The sequence below is a fragment of the Bryocella elongata genome (assembly GCF_900108185.1).
Lineage (GTDB): Bacteria > Acidobacteriota > Terriglobia > Terriglobales > Acidobacteriaceae > Granulicella > Granulicella elongata.
In genome coordinates, this window is sequence record NZ_FNVA01000004.1 from 398,281 (window position 1) to 415,481 (window position 17,201).

The following is a 17,201-nucleotide window of genomic DNA, read 5'->3' on the forward strand; positions in this document are numbered from 1 at the left end:
GGCTGTGGTTAGCGCTGGTTATCGAGTGGCAGCGACAGGAACATCGTTGTGCCCTTTCCCTTGCCGTCCGATACCGCACGCACACTGCCGCCGTGCTGCTTGGCGATCGTGTAGACGAGGAACAGTCCGAGGCCAGTGCCCTTGATCTGCACCTGGTCGTTGCTGCTGGCGCGGTAGAAGCGCTTGAAGACGCGCTTGAGCTCGCCGGGCTCGATGCCGAGGCCGGTGTCAGAGATCGACAGCACGGCCGACGTATATTGCTCGATCGCCAGGTGGCAGCGAACATGGATGCCTTCGGGAGAGTACTTCACAGCGTTATCGAGAAGGTTCAGGACGGCGGTGCGCAGATCCTCGGGGTTCCCAAGGACATAGAGCTTTACCCCGCCTGGTACCTCGTCGAGCAGGATGGCCTCGGCGGGGAGGCGATGGCGCCGCAGGACGACCTGGACGCACTCTGCCACCAGCGGATAGAGCTCGACGCGGGTATGCGAAGAGCGCTGCCGATTGCCGAGGGTTCCGGCCTTGAGGACGCTCTCCACGGTGGCGAGCAGGCGGTCGGTATCGGCCCGCATGATGGTGTAGAACCTCTGCCGCTGGGCCTCGTCGAGGGGACGGCGCTCCAGCGTCTCCAGGTAGAGGCGGATCGAAGCAATGGGGGTCTTCAACTCGTGGGTGACTGAGTTCAGGAACGAGTCCTGCCGCTCGTTGCGACGGATCTCGCGGACGAGGAAGACCGTGTTAAGGACGACTCCGGCCATGAGAATTGCAAAGACGATGAAGCCAAAGACGTCCAGCGCCAGCCGGCGGCCGCTGAGGTGGACAAAGTAGATATTGAGCACCGCCAGTAACCCGATGAGGCACGAGCCCATCACGATGAAGAAAGCCGTGATGCCGCGCCGCCGAGTAAGGTTCATGGAGTGTGAGTATACCCGCGGGGCCACTTCATCCAGCCCCACCGGTTGCATGAGTTTGCGCCGATTCGGGTGGCGCTCATAGCGGCTTCAGGTAGCCACCTGCGGTGCCAGCCAGCGTATAGGTCTTGCCTCCGAGAGCGGTGTTGGATGCCGAGAGGTAGTAGACCGTGTAGCCGTTTCCGTAGATGTTCGTGATGGTGTCGCCCGAGATGCCGCTGGAGTCGGAGAGCGTGGTCAGGTAGGATGTGCCGCCTACCTGCCACGAACTGGTGGAGTCGAGTGTAAGCCCGACGGATTCTCCTGTGTCCGCCGCATTGATCGCACCGGTAAGCACGCTCGCACTGGTGAGGGATATCGAGAGTGTGGAGATATCGTCCACGACGATGGCTCCAGAGAGAGTCTGGCTGGATGCGGTCAGCGTGACGGAGCCGCCGTTGGATCCAGTGGTCCCCCAGCTGGAATTGGCTTGAGCTGTCAGCAGTGTGGAAGAGCTGTTCTTGAAGGTGACATTGGTCAGCGAAATCGTTGCGGTAGTGTTTGTGATGTAAAACAGCGGCGCGGTGGTTGAGGTCGTCGTGACCGTGTCGCCGCTCATGGTGAGTGATGCTGTGCCAGCACTGGCGTCGCCGGAGGCCGAATTGTAGAGGAAGATGTCACGATCGTCGCTGGAATTGGCGGCCGAGGTGTAAACGCAGCCGCTCGAACTGAGGGAATTGGCTCCCTCGACGACGATGGCTTCCGCGTTGGCGATGTTGAACGTCGCTGCGTTTGAGCAGGTCACCTCGCCGGTAGTGTAGATCCCCGCCGAGCGCATTCCGGAGGTGGTGTACGTTCCTCCGGATACGGTCACATATCCACCGCCACGGTCGGTCGCAATGATCGAACCGGAGGACCCCGACGACGATGCCGTCACGTTCGTGATGTTAAGGGTGCCAGCCTCCGCAGCGTCCAGGCCATGCGCATTGCCTCCGCTAACGTTGATGGTGGTTCCGCTTATGTTCACGGTGGAGCCCTTACCCGAGGCGAAGACGCCATTGGCTCCGGAGCCGGAGGACGTGATGGTGCCTCCGCTCACAGTGACCGTGCCGCCACTATTCGTCGAAGCCGAACTTCCGTACGCCAGGAGGACCGCATTCAGTCCATAGAAACTGGAGTTGTCCGTCGACGAGGTGTCTCCGGTGCTTGAGAGCGTGGGGTTGGTGAGGGTAAGCGTCGTGCCGTAGTTCTCAACACAGACTGCGGACTCATCTGCGCTGCTGGCGGAGTAGGTCTGGGATGCCAGGGATGCAGTACCGGAGCTGAGCACATAGGCCGCGGTACCTAGTCCACAACTCGAGGAACTTGTGCTGGTCACGGCGGTGATTGTGATCGTTACCGAACTCGAGGTGCTGGTCGCGTAGGTGGTAGACCCGCTGTAGGTCGCCGTGAGGGTGTGTGTGCCGGTTGCGAGGCCTGTCGTGGTGTCAGTCGCGGTACCCGAGGAAAGCGTGCCACTTCCGACCAGGGTCGAACCGTCGTAGAAATACACGGTGCCGGTTGCGGCAGAAGGCGAAACAGTCGCTGTGAGTGCGATGCTGGTGCCCACCGTGGCTGTAGTGGCGGAGGTAGAGAGGGTCGTCGTCGTCGCGGTCAGCGAGCTGCTTGTCGTGGTGGAGCTTCCTGTTGTGGTATGGGTCGTCGAGCCGGAGCCACATCCTGCGAGATTGACGGCGGCCATCAGAAGAGCGACAGGCACGAGGGTGTGGCCACCGCGGAGGGCGGAGGGCTTGTACTGCGAAGAAAGTTGCATGGTGAGCCTCACGAGGGCTTCTCGTCGACCGAACCGGCGACCAAACCCTGCATGATCCAATTCGACGCAAGCGGGACGCTGGCGGAGTACATCTCAAAACGGCGATGGCCGCCCTATCTTCGGGCGGCCATTCGGGTTACAGACGAAACGTGGAAATCGTGCGAGGTGCTTTGCTCAGATGCTTACGCCATATACGAACCGGCAGGCTTGGGGTTCTCGGGATCGAACTTCGCGATCTGAACCTTCTTCGCGAGGCCGATCTTCTCCATGAGCCAGATGCCGTAGTAGTTGATGTCGAACTCGTACCAGGCGAGGCCGTGGCGAGCGCTGACGGGGTGGGCGTGGTGGTTGTTGTGCCAGCCTTCGCCACCGGTGAGGATCGCGACCCACCAGCTGTTGCGGGAGTCATCCTTGGTCTCGAAGCGGCGCGAGCCGAACATGTGCGTGGCCGAGTTCACAAGCCAGGTGGCATGCAGGCCAAGCGTCACGCGAAGGAAGGTACCCCATAGGACCATGCCGCACGCTCCGACCAGGCGGTGGCCTTCAGGAGCGACTGCGGCGCCGATGCCCATCTGCAGGAAGCCGACGAGGGTGAGCGGAAGCCAGTGGTACTTGGAGAACCAGACGTGCATGCGATCACGGGTAAGGTCCGGAGCGTAACGGCCGAGCAGCGCGGTCTCGGAGTGCAGGGCGCGTCCGGAGACGATCCAGCCGGCGTGGGCCCACCAGGCGCCGTCATGCGGTGTGTGCGGATCGCCTTCGTCGTCGGAGTTCTGATGGTGCACGCGGTGCGTGGCGACCCAGAAGATCGGTCCGCCCTCGAGGGCGAGCGTGCCGCACATGGTGAGGAACGTCTCCATCCAGTGGGGAACACGGTATCCGCGGTGGGTCAGCAGGCGGTGGTAGCACATGCCGATGCCGACATTGATCGCGAAGAAGTAGGTGATGACGCCTGCGGCGATGTTCTTCCAGGACCAGAACATGGGCAGCAGGGCGACGAGAGCGAGGACGTGGAAGGCGCCCATGGCGATCGCAGTGATCCAGTTGATACGGCCCTGCTGGTACTCACGGCCCATGCGAAGGTCTTCCTTCACACGGCGAGCGTGGTCCTTGGGGGCGTCGACGCCCTGCACTGCAGGAACCGCGGTGTCGGTGGACGATTTCAGTGTGGATTCCAGAGCGGCGGGGGTCTTCTCAAGCGATGCATTCATAGAGTGATCGAATCAACCTCGTATACTTCGTTACTGTCGTCCACAGTACGCCCTGAGGTGAGAGCCGGTGTGTAAGAGTTTTGTAAGTGAGCGGTACCCTGCAGGGACGCGGCTTTTCGCGTCCGGCACAGCCTTCCCGATGCTACGTGGATTACGCACCTCCGGCACTGTCGCCACACTCTCGCTGGCGGGGCTGCTGGGTGTCGCAAGCTGCTCCATGGGCCAGCAGACTGCTGTGAATCTACCGAGCGGCAAGAAGGTCATGGTTCCTGCCCCAGGGGCTCCGGCGCGCGTCAACAGCCTGCCCTTGTCGCTGGCAGTCTCACCGGATGGCAGGTATGTTGCATCGATTAACGCGGGCTATGGCACGTTCGAGTCGGACTACCGCCAGTCGATTGCCGTAATGAGTGCCGCGACAGGAGAGGTTCGGGACTTTCCGGACAGCCGCCTCGGAGTTCGCGCCAAGGAGACGTACTTCTCGGGCCTAGTCTTCAGCCCCGATGGAACGAAGCTTTACGCCTCCATGGCGAGTGTCACCGCAGCAGCGGGAGGGGATGCGAGCGCACCCGGCAACGGCATCGTGGTCTACGCCTTTGCCGACGGTGCGCTCAAGCCGCAGGATTTCTTGCCGCTGCCGCTCATCAAGCTGGCCGAAGGCCGCACCTCGCTGGAGCGCAAAGGGCATCCCTCCGAAGGTGTGCCGTATCCTGCTGCAATTGCGGTCGTGCCGGGAACCAGTCAGTTGCTGGTTGCGGAGAATCTCGCCGACTCGGTGGCTCTGCTCGATGCAACGACGGGTAAGGTGGTTCGCAACATCGACCTGTCCTCCGGCGAGACGGTGCCTTCGACCTATCCCATCGCCGTTGCAGTGACAAAGGATGGCAAGCGTGCGTTTGTCGCGCTGTGGAATGCGAGCGCCGTCGCCGAGGTAAACCTCGCGACCGGTGCTGTCGTCCGCCAGTTGCCGTTGCTGAAGCCCGCCAACCCCACCGATCCCGGAACTCATCCCTGCGCTCTGCTGTTGGATGAGAAGACCGGCACGCTCTACGTCGCGCTGTCGAATCGCGATGCTGTCGCGGCGATCGATATTACAAAGAACCAGTTCGCCGTGAAGGGCTACTTCGATACGCGTCTTCCCGGTCAGAGCTACTTTGGTGCGGAGCCCAATGCGCTCGCCATGAGCACGGATGGCTCGCGGCTCTACGCAGCGAACATGGGAACGGACGCCATCGCTGTCCTCGATCCGCACAAGCTGCGCAGCATGGCAAAGGCCAAGGGCATGATCGAGCCGCTAGGCTTTGTGCCGACGGAGATGATGCCGACGGCTCTGGCGGAGAGCGGCGGTAAGCTCTTCGTGGCGACCGGACGAGGCAAGGGGACCGGGCCGAACAACATGCCGCAGCGTGCCGTCCCCGGGCAACTCAATGGACGCGACGCGAGCTTTACGTACGCCCCGACGCTCGACTACGGATCGCTCGCGGGTATCTCCGAGAGCACCATCTCGACGAGCCTGAAGGCCTCAACGGATGTGGTGCTTGACTCCAATCGCATGAAGGCCGCAAAGGCGTCGATCGAATTTGCCGGCGGCAAGGATCGCATCAAGCATGTGATCTACATCATCAAGGAAAACCGCACCTATGATCAGGTCTTTGGCGATCTGTCCAAGGACGGTCAGAGGGTAGCCAACGGCGATCCTTCGCTGACCATGTACGGTGCGTCAATCACGCCGAATCAGCACAAGCTCGTACTGCAGTTTGGCGTGCTGGATAACTTCTTCGACTCGGGTGAGGTCTCAGGCGAGGGCCACGTGTGGTCCAACGCTGCCATCGGCTCCGACTACATGGAGAAGACCTGGCAGATCAACTACCGGAGCTCCGAGCACACGTACGACTACGAGGGGGTGGTTGCGAACGGTTATCCTCTGCTGCAGCACATCCCGGACCTTGCCGAGCCTTCCAGCGGTTACCTGTGGACGAACTTTGCGAAGCACAAGATCAGCCTGATGCACTTCGGCGAATACATCGCTTCGACGTTCTGCACCGGCCCCGGTGACGTGATGCCTTCGGACTTCCTGCCGAACCCACGCGAGGGCGCCATGACCGGCGGGGTGAAGCCGTGCGATCCTGCGTTCGTGCAGCCGGGACAGGAGTTCCCAGCCGAGTGGGGTGGTGGCAAGAGCCAATATGCCTGGCCGATTCCGCGGTTGAAGGCCAACCAGGCGACCAAGCCTGAGCTCGAGGGCCACTACTCGAAGGTCTATCCGGACTTCAACCTGATGGTCCCGGACCAGATTCGCATCAACGTCTTCGTAAACGAGTTGAAGAAGTGGGTCGCATCTCGTGAGGCTGGTAAGGACGAGATGCCGTCATTCATCGAGGTGCGGCTGGGCAACGATCACACGGCCGGGACGCGTGTCGGTGCACCAACCCCGAAGGCTTCGGTGGCGGACAACGACCTTGCCATCGGCCGGGCCGTGGATGCGATTTCGCACTCGCCATACTGGGAGGACACCGCATTCTTCATCCTCGAGGATGACGCACAGAACGGAGCGGATCATGTCGACGCGCACCGTTCGTTGAGCGTGGTCGTATCGAAGTATGCGCCGCATGCCCCGGCGGGCCAGCCTGCGTTCGTGGACAGCAGCTTCTATTCGACGGTGAGCGTCATTCGTACCATGGAGACCTTGCTTGGAGCTCCGCCGATGAACAACAACGACGCGTTCGCTCCGCTGATCGGTTCGCTCTTCACAGGCCCGGGAGATCAGGCGGCGTTCGATGCCGACTACTCCAATCGGGACAATGGACTGATCTATACGGCGAACAAGAAGACGGCGCCGGGGGCAAGCGCGTCGGCGAAGATGGACTTTTCCCGCGCGGACCACGCCGACCCGATGAAGTTGAACCTGATTCTGTGGCAGGACGCGAAGGGCAGCACGCCTCCTCCCCCGATGTTGCTAGAGAAGCATAAGAAGGTGAAGGACGACGACGATAACTAGGGTCAAACAAAGCTAACAAACGAAACGGGAGAATTCGTGGCACGCGATGCCATGAATCCTCCCGTTTTGTTGCCTCAGAACTGGAAGTACAGGAACGACTTGGTGTCGCCAAGATTGGCGAGCACGGCGAAGAAGAGGACCGCCATCGCGAGGGCCCACTTGACGTTGGGAGCCCAGCGCAGGCGATTGAACCACGGTGTCGGCGCCTGTGCGCCTGCGGGCTCCTCGCCCAGAATCTGCTGCGTATTTGGCAGGTACCAGACGACAGGGAAGAGCGCGAACCCGGCCGCGGCATCGATCAGGCTATCCGCATGTCCGGCTCCGTGCAGGAAGAACAACGACCCCAGCATCGAAGTTGCTGCGTGCAGGGAATCGGCACGGAAAAAGACCAGCGCCAGGGCGACCTGAAGGTAGACGCCGAGGCGCATCAGGAAGGTGGTCAGTTCGCTGCGCGCTTCGTCCGTTACTGCCTTGCTGCGCTGCTTGAAGTTCCGCCACGCGAGATTCGCAGTCAGGTAGAACCCGTGCAGAAGCCCGAAGATGAGAAACTTTGCCCCGGCTCCATGCCACAGGCCGGTGAGCAGCATGGTCGCAATGGTGGGATACGCGGCCATCGCGAGGAAGCCTTCCGGCGTGGCGAGGGTCTTGCGTGAGACCTTCTTTCCAGCTGCCATCCGCTTGCGCTGCACGTGCAGCAGGATCGGGTTGTAGAGGTACAAGGTGATGTAGCGGGTCAGCGTCATGTGCCAGCGCTGCCAGTATTCGGTGACGCTTGTGGCCTTGTAGGGCGAATCGAAGTTCAACGGGAAGCGAATCGAGAAGATGCGCGCGAGTCCCAGCGCCATGTCCGAGTAACCCGAGAAGTCGAAGTAGAGCTGCATGGTGTAGAGCACCAGGCCACCCCACGCGGACGCCGCGCCCTGCGCTCCGGCGCGGGCGAACGACGCGTCGGCGCCGGCAGCGAGATAGTCCGCAATCAGCACCTTCTTGCCCAGCCCCATCAGGAACCACGTGAGGCCCAGAGACACGTCGGCTGGTACCATCCGGTACCGTCGCCCTGGTGCGAACTGCGGCATCATCTCCTTGTGGTGGAGGATGGGCCCCATGATCAGGTGCGGGAAGAACGTGACAAAGAGGACGTAGCTGAGCAGATCCTGCCGCTCCGCCTGCCCCTGAGATAGATCCACCAGGAATGAGATCTGCGTGAAGGTGAAGAAGCTGATGCCCAGCGGCAGAAGGATGTCGAAGGGACGGGGGGCAGGTACATGCAGAGCATGCAGGATGACAAGGGTGCGGAAGAGGTACTTGAAGTAGAACAGCGCTCCGAGATTGAGCACGATGCCCAGCACCAGCATCCGCTTGCGCACCGGCGAGCTCTCCGGTGACTTCGCAATTGCGACTGATACGCCATAGTTCACCAGAATCGAGGCCAACAGAAATAAGACGAATATGGGCTTCCACCAGGCGTAGAAGACCAGCGAGCAGAGCGACAGCCAGGCGATGACAGGGCGCCGGCCCAGTCGCCCCAGCAGGTGAAATCCCGCCAGGGTGATCGGTAAGAAGACGAAGATGAAACGGTAAGAGTTGAAGAGCATGCGCAGTATAAGAAGTACTTGTTGCCAGGGCGTTCCTGATGTCCGCCGACCATGAGGCTCAAGACGTCAGCATGGAGCGGAGGCTGCCATCGTCATGCATTCCATGGACGGTCCATGTCGCTGCGCACGTTCCACGTCAGCTTCCGCCCATGCCCGATCTAAGGGAGGATCAGGAGCCCTGAAGCGCTCAGCAGACCTACGCCGTCGATCCGAGGCTCAGTTGAAAGGGCTGGCCTCGATGACGATCTAGGGCTAGCGCTGGCGCCGACCTCGATGAACTGGGGAGACGTTCTACGGACATCGATGTCAGGGCGCTCGTCCGCTACCTCGTTGAGCTGGAGGGCGAGCCCTGCGCTTACCATCCGCGACCCTTCCGCAGTGTAGTGGCGACCGTCGTTGAACGCAGCGATGGGGAGAGCACGTAAGCCGTTGGAGGTGATGCCCTCCAGCTGCGCGGCATAAGCCTGAAGGTTGTTGTCACATGCCGGAATGGGTGCAACGTCGACCAGCACGACTGCGGCGCGGTTGGCGTAACGGCTGCGGAAGTCCTCAGCGAGAGACCGGGAGAAGGCGCCCTGCGTTGGATCGCTGAAGGGCGCGTCGGCGTCACAATGCGTCCTGGCGGGGGCGGGAGGCGTGAAGAATGTGGTGTCTGCCCGAAGTCGGAGGCGGTCTTCTTCTGGCTGCATACGGGTTGCATGAAACCAGGCGTCGCGGATGGCATAGTAGGCCGTGAATCCCGCAGCATAACCCGCAAAATTCGCGGCTTCGTGCGGGTGCGTGATCAGGACCTGGCGAGCTTCGCGGGGTGCACCATGCCGCAGCAACTCCAGGAGACCCTCGGCATAGATCGTGTGGTTCCAAACACGGTTGGCAGCCTGGAAGTCGTCTGGCGAGAGCTGGAAGACCAGTACCTTCGGCTTTTCATTGTGGGCGAGAAAACGATCGAGCGTGAGATTGCCGGTAACAGCGAGCACAGCATTGGTGACCGCGATATTGCAGGTGTGAAAGCCGGTCTCACGGTCCACGACCTCGGGATCCACGCCCGTCATCGCCGTTGAATCGCCGAATACGACGACGTCGCAGTGCCTGCCCTTCATGTTGAAGACGGCATCATTGGAACGCACCCAGAAGCTTGCGCCATGGGTCAGGAAAAAGTTGGACCGCCCCAGTCCGATGAAGGCCGGAATGGCCAGCAGCGGCAGGAGCATCATCGCGAAGCAGTACAGCACTGCCGGGTCCCGGCGTGAGCTGTGTGGCGGCTCCGGCGATTGCACATGCGTCGTCTCGTTACGCTCCAAAGCAGCACTCATGCATATTGGTGAAGGGTGAGGTCATTCTATGGGGCTCTCGGCGGGAATCAGTACGCTAAACCATTCAAATATCGAAAGATGTTGCAACGAAATCGTAGTCATTGAATCGTCACGCGTCACTGCTCGTGATCACCATATCTTGTGACAGTCATCGTTAACACGTCACTGGCCAGTTAGACGCGGAGCTGCCCGGGGGGATTACGTCCCGGAAGCCAACCCTGTGGATCGCTTTGATCCACCAGGACGCGACAACCTGCGAGGTCTATCACCTTTGGATAGAACACAATGGCTGGGAGAGCGCGGGTCCGGATCGACACCAAAAAAAATGCCCGGACGAGCAGCTCTTGCTGTCTCAAATCCGGGCATTGCTTTCTATGGGGGCGTGCGAATCGCCTAGCGAAGGAAGACGCTGAGCTCTGATGCCGCTGCGCGCAGAGGCGGCAGGAACCGCGTCTGCATCTCCAGCATCGGCATGCGGGGAGCGTGCCCGCTCAGGTTGACTGTCGCGACAACGCGGCCGTTTCCTGCGAAGACCGGAACGGCGATAGAGCGCAGGCCGACCTCGTACTCCTGGTCACAGAGAGCATAGCCGTTGCGGCGAACGTTGCGCAGGATCAACCGCAGCTTCTCCTTGGAGTTGACCGTACGCGGTGTGTATTGAACCAGTTGCAGGCGAGCCAGGAAGTGCTCGAGCTGATCCTGCGGGAGGTACGCGAGCAATACGCGGCCCATGCTGGTGCAGAAGGCCGGCAGGCGCGAACCGATGTGCAGGTCGACGCTCATGACGCGGGTCATGGTGGTGCGGGCGATGTACACAATCTCCTCGCCGTCCAGTGTCGCGACGGAGAAGCTCTCCTTGTAGGAGGCTGACATGCGTTCCAGAATGGGCTGGGCGGCGTTGGCGAGCGTGCTGGAGGCCGTGTAGGTGTTGGCTAGGGTCAGCATCTTGGGGCGCAGGGAGTAACGCTGCGCCTCGTCGGCGCCCGCAAAGCCGAGCTTTACGAGCGTATAAAGGCAGCGCCGGACAGCAGCGCGCGAGAGCCCGGTGCGCTGGCTGAGCTGGGAGATGGTCATCTGGGGCGATTGCGGTGTGAAAGCTTCAATCACGACGAGGCCACGGGCCAGGGATGCCATGAAATTGGGATCGCCCGAGTAGGCCTCCAGCGCAACACCGGGGAGTACGGGCTTGCTGGCGGTGGACTTTTCGTGAAGCGGGAGTGGAGCAGCGGGGGCAGCAGCGACCAGCGATGACAAGGTACGGGTCCTCCAACACGTGAGCGGGCGGTCCCGGTGATGACCGATTGCCGCTCTGCATTCACGATAAACGCACACTGGCTGGAAGCGCAAGGATCCCTCAATGACATGGATCGCAGGATTGGGATGGTTTCGCTATCCCTTCCTGCGATCCATGAGCTGTCGAGGTGATGGCGACTCCAGGGAGAGTCAACCTTGTCAGGCCTTTGTGGCCAGATACCGCTGGATCAGGTTGTTGGTGGAGCTGTCGTGCTTCAGCTCGGGAGGCGTCGTCGATTCCAGCTCTTTGAGGATGTTGGTCGCCAGGACCTTGCCAAGCTCTACGCCCCACTGGTCGAAGCTGTTGATCGACCAGATGACGCCCTGGGTGAAGACGTTGTGCTCGTAGAGCGCGATGAGCGAACCGAGAAGGCGCGGGGTGAGTTCCTCAGCGAGCAGGACATTGGAGGGCCGGTTGCCTTCGAAGACCTTGTGCGGGACGAGCGCATCCGCGACGCCTTCGGCTTTCACCTGCTCCGCTGTCTTGCCGAAGGCGAGGGCTTCGGCCTGGGCGAAGACGTTGGCCATGAGCATGCCATGATGACGGCCCAGCGGGTTGATTGACTTGGAGAAGCCAATGAAGTCGCAGGGGATGAGGCGCGTGCCCTGGTGGATGAGCTGGTAAAAGCTGTGCTGGCCGTTGGTGCCCGGCTCGCCCCAGTAGATGGGGCCGGTCTCTGCTTCAACGTGCGTGCCATCCAGCGTGACGTGCTTGCCGTTGGACTCCATGGTGAGCTGCTGAAGGTACGCGGGGAAGCGCTTGAGGTATTGCTCGTAGGGGAGGATAGCGACGGTCTGCGCGTCGAAGAAGTCGGTGTACCAGACGGTGAGCAGACCCATAAGCGCGGGTAGGTTCTTCTCCAGCGGCGCCGTGCGGAAGTGGACGTCCATCGCGTAGAAGCCGTCGAGCATGGCGCGGAAGTTGTCGGGACCGATGGCGATCATGGTACTGAGACCGATCGCGGAGTCCATGGAGTACCGGCCGCCGACCCAATCCCAGAAGCCAAACATGTTGGCGGTGTCGATGCCGAACTTCGAGACTTCCTTCTCGTTGGTGGAGATGGCGACGAAGTGGTTGGCGATGGCCTCGGTCTGCTTGAGCTTGGCCAGCGTCCACGCGCGTGCGGAGTGGGCGTTGGTCATGGTCTCAAGCGTGGTGAACGTCTTGGAGGCGACGAGGAAGAGGGTCTCTTCGGGGTCGAGATCGTGGACGGCTTCGACAAAGTCGGTTCCGTCGACGTTGGAGACGAAGTGGAAGCTGAGGTCACGCTGGGAGTAGTGGCGGAGCGCCTCATACGCCATGACGGGGCCGAGATCGGAGCCGCCGATGCCGATGTTCACTACGTTGCGGATGGGCTTGCCGGTGTAGCCGAGCCACTTGCCGGCACGGACCTTGTCGGCGAAGGCCGACATCTTATCGAGAACTTCATGGACGGCCGGGACGACGTCCTCGCCATCGACGAGGATGGACTCGGATCGGGGCGCGCGGAGGGCGACGTGGAGGACGGCGCGATTCTCGGTGGTGTTGATCTTCTGGCCGGTGAACATGGCCTCACGGTGTTCGGCGAGGCCTGATTCTTTGGCGAGCTGGAGGAGGAGCTGGAGGGTCTCTTCGGTGATGCGGTTCTTGGAGTAGTCGAGGAAGATGCCTTCGGCTTCGGCGGTGAAGCGTGTGCCGCGCTCGGGATCGGCGGCGAAGAGCTCGCGGAGGTTCTGCTTGAGAGTGGCGGCGTGCGCGGTGAGGGCCTTCCAGGCCGGGCGCTGGGACAGAGGGGCAATCGTGTCGCTCATACAAACTCTCCTTGGGGCTGCAGGCCGGAGGTCATCCGCAACCTGCGAAAGTCATTAGACCACTGTTCCGTTGAGACCGATGCAGTCCCTTAGGACCGTTGGCGCAGGGTGGCGAGGAACTGGTCTACGGGTTTGGTGTTGATGAGGTGGTCGTTGGTACGCCGGAGCTATGCAGCCTCTGGCTGCTGGGGGCCAGGCCGGGATCGCGCTCGTTGTCGCGCTGTCTTCGGCGCAGACGTGCTCTGCGTCGCTGGATCTCGCAGCTCGAGTACGAGACGCTTTCCAAGCGCACGTGCCGCACGACTCAGCGTCTCGAGAGAAACGGCGGTGTTGTTGGGGTCGAGCAGCCGATCCAACTGGGAACGGCTCGTCTTCAGCTCGGCTGCCATGGACTGCTTGGTCTTCCGCTGGCGGATCATCTCCTGCTCCAACTGCCAGGCGAGCACCCTTTTGATGGCGGTGCTGGTGGTCTCTTCCAGGAGGCCTTCTTCGACGAGAAATCCTTCAAATGATGATCCGGTGTAGCGGTCCTTTGAGACGTTTGTCATCGTGGTTCCTTTGGGGCGAGGGAGGATGCGTGGAGCTTCTGATTCCGCCGGGCGATTGCAAGTTCCCCAGGCGGCGTCTTCTGCGATTTCTTGATGAATGCATGCAACAGCACGATGCGGGAATGCCGGTCGAAATAGAAAAGAACGCGCGCAATTCGGTGGCTCGCCAGTGTGGATCGGACTTCGAATAATCCCTGGCCGAGCGGCCGACAAAGAGGCATTCCTATGGGCCAGCCGAACTGTAACGTGCGGATGTCATCTCCGATCTGCTTGCGATCTTCGACGGGGACGAGCGCTTTCAGCCAGTCACGGACTGGTTCCCCGCCTGCATCGTTGCGAAAGAAGACGACCGGAACCCGTTCCAGCTCAGCGTGGGCCATGCGGATCAATGTACCACATGAGGTACATTGGCGGTTTCAGGGCCGTGGGCGGAGGGTGGCGAGGAACTGGTCTACGGGTTTGGTGTTGATGAGGTCTTCGGCGGTGAGCCAGGCGCGGCGGCATTGCATGATGCCGTAGTCGATGAGGTCCAGCTGGTCGGTGGCGTGCGAGTCAGTGTTGATGATGATCCTGCAGCCGAGTTCTTTGGCGCGGCGGAGGTGTACGTCGGAGAGGTCGGCGCGGGCGGGGTGGGCGTTGTGCTCGACGGCTACGCCCAGCTTTGCGGCGAGTGGAAGGATCTCGACGAGATTAACCTTGTAGGGTTCGCGCTGCAGGACCTTGCGGCCGGTGGGGTGGCCGAGGATGTGTACGTAAGGGTTCTCGGTGGCTCGAAGGACGCGGGCGGTGCATTCGGCTTCGGTCTGATTGAAGCCGGAGTGAACGCTGGCGATGACGATATCGAGCTGCGCAAGGGTATCGTCTTCGAGGTCGAGGGCGCCATCGAGGAGGATGTCGACTTCCACTCCGGCGAGGATGCGGAAGGGGACGGTTGGCTTGGGGTTTGCGGTTTCTGGCTCACCGGCTTCGAGACGCTGCTGGTAGCGCGCCCACTGTGGCCCTCGGCCATCGGCGAACTCTTCGGCGAGGCGTAGCGACTCTTCGCGGATGCGGGCGGCGTGGAGCAAGGCTCGCTTGTCGTCCATGCCGTTGGTCATGGCGAGCGCCTTGGAGTGGTCGGTGATCGCGATGTATTCGAGGCCGCGGGCAATGGCGGCTTCGGCCATGGCGCGGATGGAGTCCGCGCCGTCGGACTCGGTGGTGTGCATGTGCAGATCGCCGCGAAGGTCGTTGCGTGTGATGAGCCTGGGCAGCGTGTGTTTCTCGGCGGCTTCAATCTCGCCGTTGTTCTCGCGCAGTTCGGGTGGGATGTAGTCGAGGTCGAGCGCCTGGTAGATCTCTTCTTCGCTGGCTGCGGCGACGATGGTGTTGTCGGCGAGGCGGAGGAGGGCGTACTCGGAGAGCGTGAGGCCGCGCTTGATGGCTCGCTGGCGCAGAGTGACGTTGTGGTGCTTGGAGCCGGTGAAGTATTGCAGGGCTGCACCAAAGCTGGCGCGGGGCAGCAGGCGGACGTCGACCTGGAGGCCGTTGCGGAGGTTGAAGCTGACCTTGTTCTGGCCGCGTGCGAGGAGCTTGTCGATGAGGGGCAGCGTCGCAACGTGTTCGACGGCGGCAGCAACGACTTCGGGCTCGCAGGCGGGGCCGGTGACGAGCAGGTCGAGGTCGCCGACGGATTCCTTGCCGCGGCGCAGGGAACCGGCGGGGGTGATGGTGTCTATTCCCGGGAATTGACGAATCAATTCCGAGACCCGCAGCGCGTTCTCGCGGGCGACGTCGACACGGAAACGCGAGGCGTTGCGGCGATAGTCCTCGATGCCCTTGAGCAGCTTGTCGGTGAACTTCTGGCCCATGCGTGGGAGCTCGAGCAGCGCACCGCGCTTGGCGGCGTCTTCGAGCTCGTCCACGTTGGAGACCTGCAGGGCGGAGTGGACGAGAGCGACGGTCTTGGGGCCCATACCGGGGAGCTTGAGCAGCTCGAGCATAGTGGGCTTGTACCTGGCGAGGAGTTCCTCGCGAAGGCCGGTGGTCCCGGTGGTGACGAGGTCCTTGATGGTTCCGGCGATGCCTTTGCCGATGCCGGGGATCGCGAGCAGGCCCTTGGTGTCTCCGTCGAGAGAGATAAGCGAGCTGAGTGGTGTGGTCTGCTGTTCGATGGTTTCGGCGGCGCGGCGATAGCTGCGAATGCGGAAGGGGTCGGCAGCGTCGATTTCGAGCAGGGCAGCGGTCTCATCGAGGAGCCGTGCAAGTGTGATGTTGTCCATGGGATTCGGTCAGCGACCGGAGACAAGATCGCCCGCGGCCACGCATCCGATTGTAGATGCGTCGCGCGCGGGCACGCTCTTGGCGGTGGGGGCCAGCGAATGTAAGCCTGGACGCCCGGTTTTTCGTTCTCAGGCGCCCTGGACTCGAGTGACCTGATCTGCCTGCGGACCCTTGGTTCCCTGGATCACGTCGAACTCGACCTCGTCACCCTCTTTCAAGCTCTTGTAGCCGTCCAGCTGGATAGAGCTGTAGTGGACGAATACATCAGGCCCGTCTTCCCGACCAAGGAAACCGTACCCCTTGGCATTGTTGAACCACTTCACGACACCCTTGTACTGTGCCATTCGTCTTCCTGCCTTCGTCGGTCCGGTCACTCGCCTTCCGGCAACGTGACCTCACAACTATGACGAGCAGGAGGGGAAATCAGATGGCTGGGAAGTTCATCGAAAGTAAACGCGCAAATCATAGATTCGGCACGGCTTCTGCATGAATTTATGATTTGCGTGACATCAAATTAGCGGAGACGATCTTCGCGTCTCACTGCAAGAGAGGGTGATAGCGCCCGTATTTATGCCCCCGAGGCAGGCAACCTGTAGCGATCGAATGGCGCCGGCTTAACTCTTGCCGGCTCGGCGAAGCTCCTCATACAGCAGCACGGACGTGATGGTCTTGCCGTCGAGCAGCTTTCCGGCGCGGATCATTGCGAGAACCTCCGACAGGGGCGTCATGTGGATCTCGATCTTTTCATCCTCTTCGGGCGTGGCTTCCCCGAGGGTCAGATCCTCGGCCAGGACGACGTTCATCGCCTCCGACAGAAATCCGGGGCTCGCGAAGTAGCGGACGTGTTTGGACCACTTCTTCGCGCGGTAGCCGGTCTCTTCAATGAGCTCGCGCTTGCCTGCGGGAATCAGCTTCTCCCCTGGCTCGATGCGGCCTGCAGGAAGCTCCAGCAGGAACTGGTCCGCGGCGTGACGCCACTGCCTGATGAGCAGAATGCCGGGATCTTCGAGGCCCTTTGATGTATCCACAGCGAGGATTACCACGGAACCGTTGTGGCGGATGACGTCGCGTTGCGCGACCACGCCTCCGGGCTCCTGCACCTGGTCGCGGGTCACGGAAAAGACGTTACCCTTGAAGACGGTCTTCGAGGACAAGGTCTTGCCCTTGCCGCGAAGTTTGAGCGGCTTGGCGTGCGCTACCGCGACTACCTGGGCTGTGTTGGCGGTCCTGGCTGCTTTCTTGTCCCCTGTCTTTTTGGCGGGAGTCTTCTTTGCAACGGTCTTCTTGCTGGGCGTCGGCATCCTCCAAGGGTAAACGAGCTGACGGGGACCGCCAGCTTGCGGAATAGGGCGGGCTGTTTTCCTTGCATCGGGGAATCCTGCAGCGCATCCAAAAGGCTCAGGGATTCCCACCACGATCGTGGGGTCGCGCGTGATCGCGATTCTTCACAAACTTCACGAGCCGATGGCCCCAACGGAATGAGAGACTGC

At 61.5% G+C, this 17,201-nt stretch carries 13 protein-coding genes; 1 reads left to right on the forward strand and 12 read right to left on the reverse strand.

Annotation, left to right across the window (positions count from 1 at the left end):
- Nucleotides 1-8: 8 nt before the first annotated feature.
- The 3 genes from C4S68_RS13600 to C4S68_RS13610 all read right to left on the reverse strand — a co-directional run bounded on the left by C4S68_RS13600 (nucleotide 9) and on the right by C4S68_RS13610 (nucleotide 3,914).
- Nucleotides 9-914, reverse strand: coding sequence for a sensor histidine kinase (locus C4S68_RS13600; protein ID WP_103933617.1), 906 nt, complete (start codon nucleotides 912-914; stop codon nucleotides 9-11).
- A gap of 76 nt (nucleotides 915-990) precedes the next feature.
- The gene (locus tag C4S68_RS13605; protein ID WP_103933618.1) at nucleotides 991-2,703 is read right to left on the reverse strand and encodes a beta strand repeat-containing protein; all 1,713 of its coding nucleotides are present in this window, start codon (nucleotides 2,701-2,703) and stop codon (nucleotides 991-993) included.
- Nucleotides 2,704-2,885: 182 nt separating this feature from the next.
- Nucleotides 2,886-3,914, reverse strand: coding sequence for an acyl-CoA desaturase (locus tag C4S68_RS13610; protein ID WP_103933619.1), 1,029 nt, complete (start codon nucleotides 3,912-3,914; stop codon nucleotides 2,886-2,888).
- Between the two features lie 139 nt (nucleotides 3,915-4,053).
- Here C4S68_RS13610 and C4S68_RS13615 point away from each other — a divergent pair, with 139 nt between their 5' ends.
- Nucleotides 4,054-6,909, forward strand: coding sequence for a bifunctional YncE family protein/alkaline phosphatase family protein (locus C4S68_RS13615; RefSeq protein WP_235011589.1), 2,856 nt, complete (start codon nucleotides 4,054-4,056; stop codon nucleotides 6,907-6,909).
- A gap of 74 nt (nucleotides 6,910-6,983) precedes the next feature.
- Here the strand turns inward: C4S68_RS13615 and C4S68_RS13620 are convergent, their stop codons facing one another.
- The 9 genes from C4S68_RS13620 to C4S68_RS13660 form a co-directional block, all read right to left on the reverse strand.
- Nucleotides 6,984-8,504, reverse strand: a complete 1,521-nt coding sequence (locus C4S68_RS13620; RefSeq protein ID WP_103933621.1) for an MBOAT family O-acyltransferase — start codon at nucleotides 8,502-8,504, stop codon at nucleotides 6,984-6,986.
- A 158-nt stretch (nucleotides 8,505-8,662) separates the two neighbouring features.
- Nucleotides 8,663-9,817, reverse strand: a complete 1,155-nt coding sequence (locus tag C4S68_RS13625; RefSeq protein WP_146072147.1) for a hypothetical protein — start codon at nucleotides 9,815-9,817, stop codon at nucleotides 8,663-8,665.
- Nucleotides 9,818-10,210: 393 nt separating this feature from the next.
- The gene (locus C4S68_RS13630; RefSeq protein ID WP_235011590.1) at nucleotides 10,211-11,071 is read right to left on the reverse strand and encodes an IclR family transcriptional regulator domain-containing protein; all 861 of its coding nucleotides are present in this window, start codon (nucleotides 11,069-11,071) and stop codon (nucleotides 10,211-10,213) included.
- Between the two features lie 198 nt (nucleotides 11,072-11,269).
- Nucleotides 11,270-12,901: a glucose-6-phosphate isomerase gene (gene pgi / locus C4S68_RS13635; protein WP_103933623.1), complete on the reverse strand. Its 1,632-nt coding sequence runs from the start codon at nucleotides 12,899-12,901 to the stop codon at nucleotides 11,270-11,272.
- Between the two features lie 167 nt (nucleotides 12,902-13,068).
- Nucleotides 13,069-13,449: a helix-turn-helix domain-containing protein gene (locus tag C4S68_RS13640; protein WP_103933624.1), complete on the reverse strand. Its 381-nt coding sequence runs from the start codon at nucleotides 13,447-13,449 to the stop codon at nucleotides 13,069-13,071.
- A complete protein-coding gene (locus tag C4S68_RS13645; protein ID WP_103933625.1) occupies nucleotides 13,446-13,829 on the reverse strand; it encodes a type II toxin-antitoxin system RelE/ParE family toxin in 384 nt (127 codons plus the stop codon). Before C4S68_RS13645 ends, C4S68_RS13640 begins: the two co-directional genes overlap by 4 nt.
- A gap of 36 nt (nucleotides 13,830-13,865) precedes the next feature.
- A complete protein-coding gene (locus tag C4S68_RS13650; protein ID WP_103933626.1) occupies nucleotides 13,866-15,710 on the reverse strand; it encodes a PHP domain-containing protein in 1,845 nt (614 codons plus the stop codon).
- Between the two features lie 129 nt (nucleotides 15,711-15,839).
- On the reverse strand, nucleotides 15,840-16,055 hold the full coding sequence (locus C4S68_RS13655) for a cold shock domain-containing protein (RefSeq protein ID WP_103933627.1): 216 nt from the start codon (nucleotides 16,053-16,055) through the stop codon (nucleotides 15,840-15,842).
- A gap of 270 nt (nucleotides 16,056-16,325) precedes the next feature.
- Nucleotides 16,326-17,012: an NUDIX hydrolase gene (locus C4S68_RS13660; RefSeq protein ID WP_103933628.1), complete on the reverse strand. Its 687-nt coding sequence runs from the start codon at nucleotides 17,010-17,012 to the stop codon at nucleotides 16,326-16,328.
- Between the last annotated feature and the right edge of the window lie 189 nt (nucleotides 17,013-17,201).

Excerpts from the sequence above, each read along its gene's own strand:
- C4S68_RS13615 (WP_235011589.1), top strand. The coding sequence starts at position 4,054 with ATGCTACGTGGATTACGCACCTCCGGCACTGTCGCCACACTCTCGCTG.
- C4S68_RS13640 (WP_103933624.1), bottom strand. The coding sequence starts at position 13,449 with ATGACAAACGTCTCAAAGGACCGCTACACCGGATCATCATTTGAAGGA.
- C4S68_RS13655 (WP_103933627.1), bottom strand. The coding sequence starts at position 16,055 with ATGGCACAGTACAAGGGTGTCGTGAAGTGGTTCAACAATGCCAAGGGG.
- C4S68_RS13625 (WP_146072147.1), bottom strand. The coding sequence starts at position 9,817 with ATGAGTGCTGCTTTGGAGCGTAACGAGACGACGCATGTGCAATCGCCG.
- C4S68_RS13660 (WP_103933628.1), bottom strand. The coding sequence starts at position 17,012 with ATGCCGACGCCCAGCAAGAAGACCGTTGCAAAGAAGACTCCCGCCAAA.
- C4S68_RS13620 (WP_103933621.1), bottom strand. The coding sequence starts at position 8,504 with ATGCTCTTCAACTCTTACCGTTTCATCTTCGTCTTCTTACCGATCACC.
- C4S68_RS13600 (WP_103933617.1), bottom strand. The coding sequence starts at position 914 with ATGAACCTTACTCGGCGGCGCGGCATCACGGCTTTCTTCATCGTGATG.
- pgi (WP_103933623.1), bottom strand. The coding sequence starts at position 12,901 with ATGAGCGACACGATTGCCCCTCTGTCCCAGCGCCCGGCCTGGAAGGCC.
- C4S68_RS13605 (WP_103933618.1), bottom strand. The coding sequence starts at position 2,703 with ATGCAACTTTCTTCGCAGTACAAGCCCTCCGCCCTCCGCGGTGGCCAC.
- C4S68_RS13610 (WP_103933619.1), bottom strand. The coding sequence starts at position 3,914 with ATGAATGCATCGCTTGAGAAGACCCCCGCCGCTCTGGAATCCACACTG.
- C4S68_RS13650 (WP_103933626.1), bottom strand. The coding sequence starts at position 15,710 with ATGGACAACATCACACTTGCACGGCTCCTCGATGAGACCGCTGCCCTG.
- C4S68_RS13645 (WP_103933625.1), bottom strand. The coding sequence starts at position 13,829 with ATGGCCCACGCTGAGCTGGAACGGGTTCCGGTCGTCTTCTTTCGCAAC.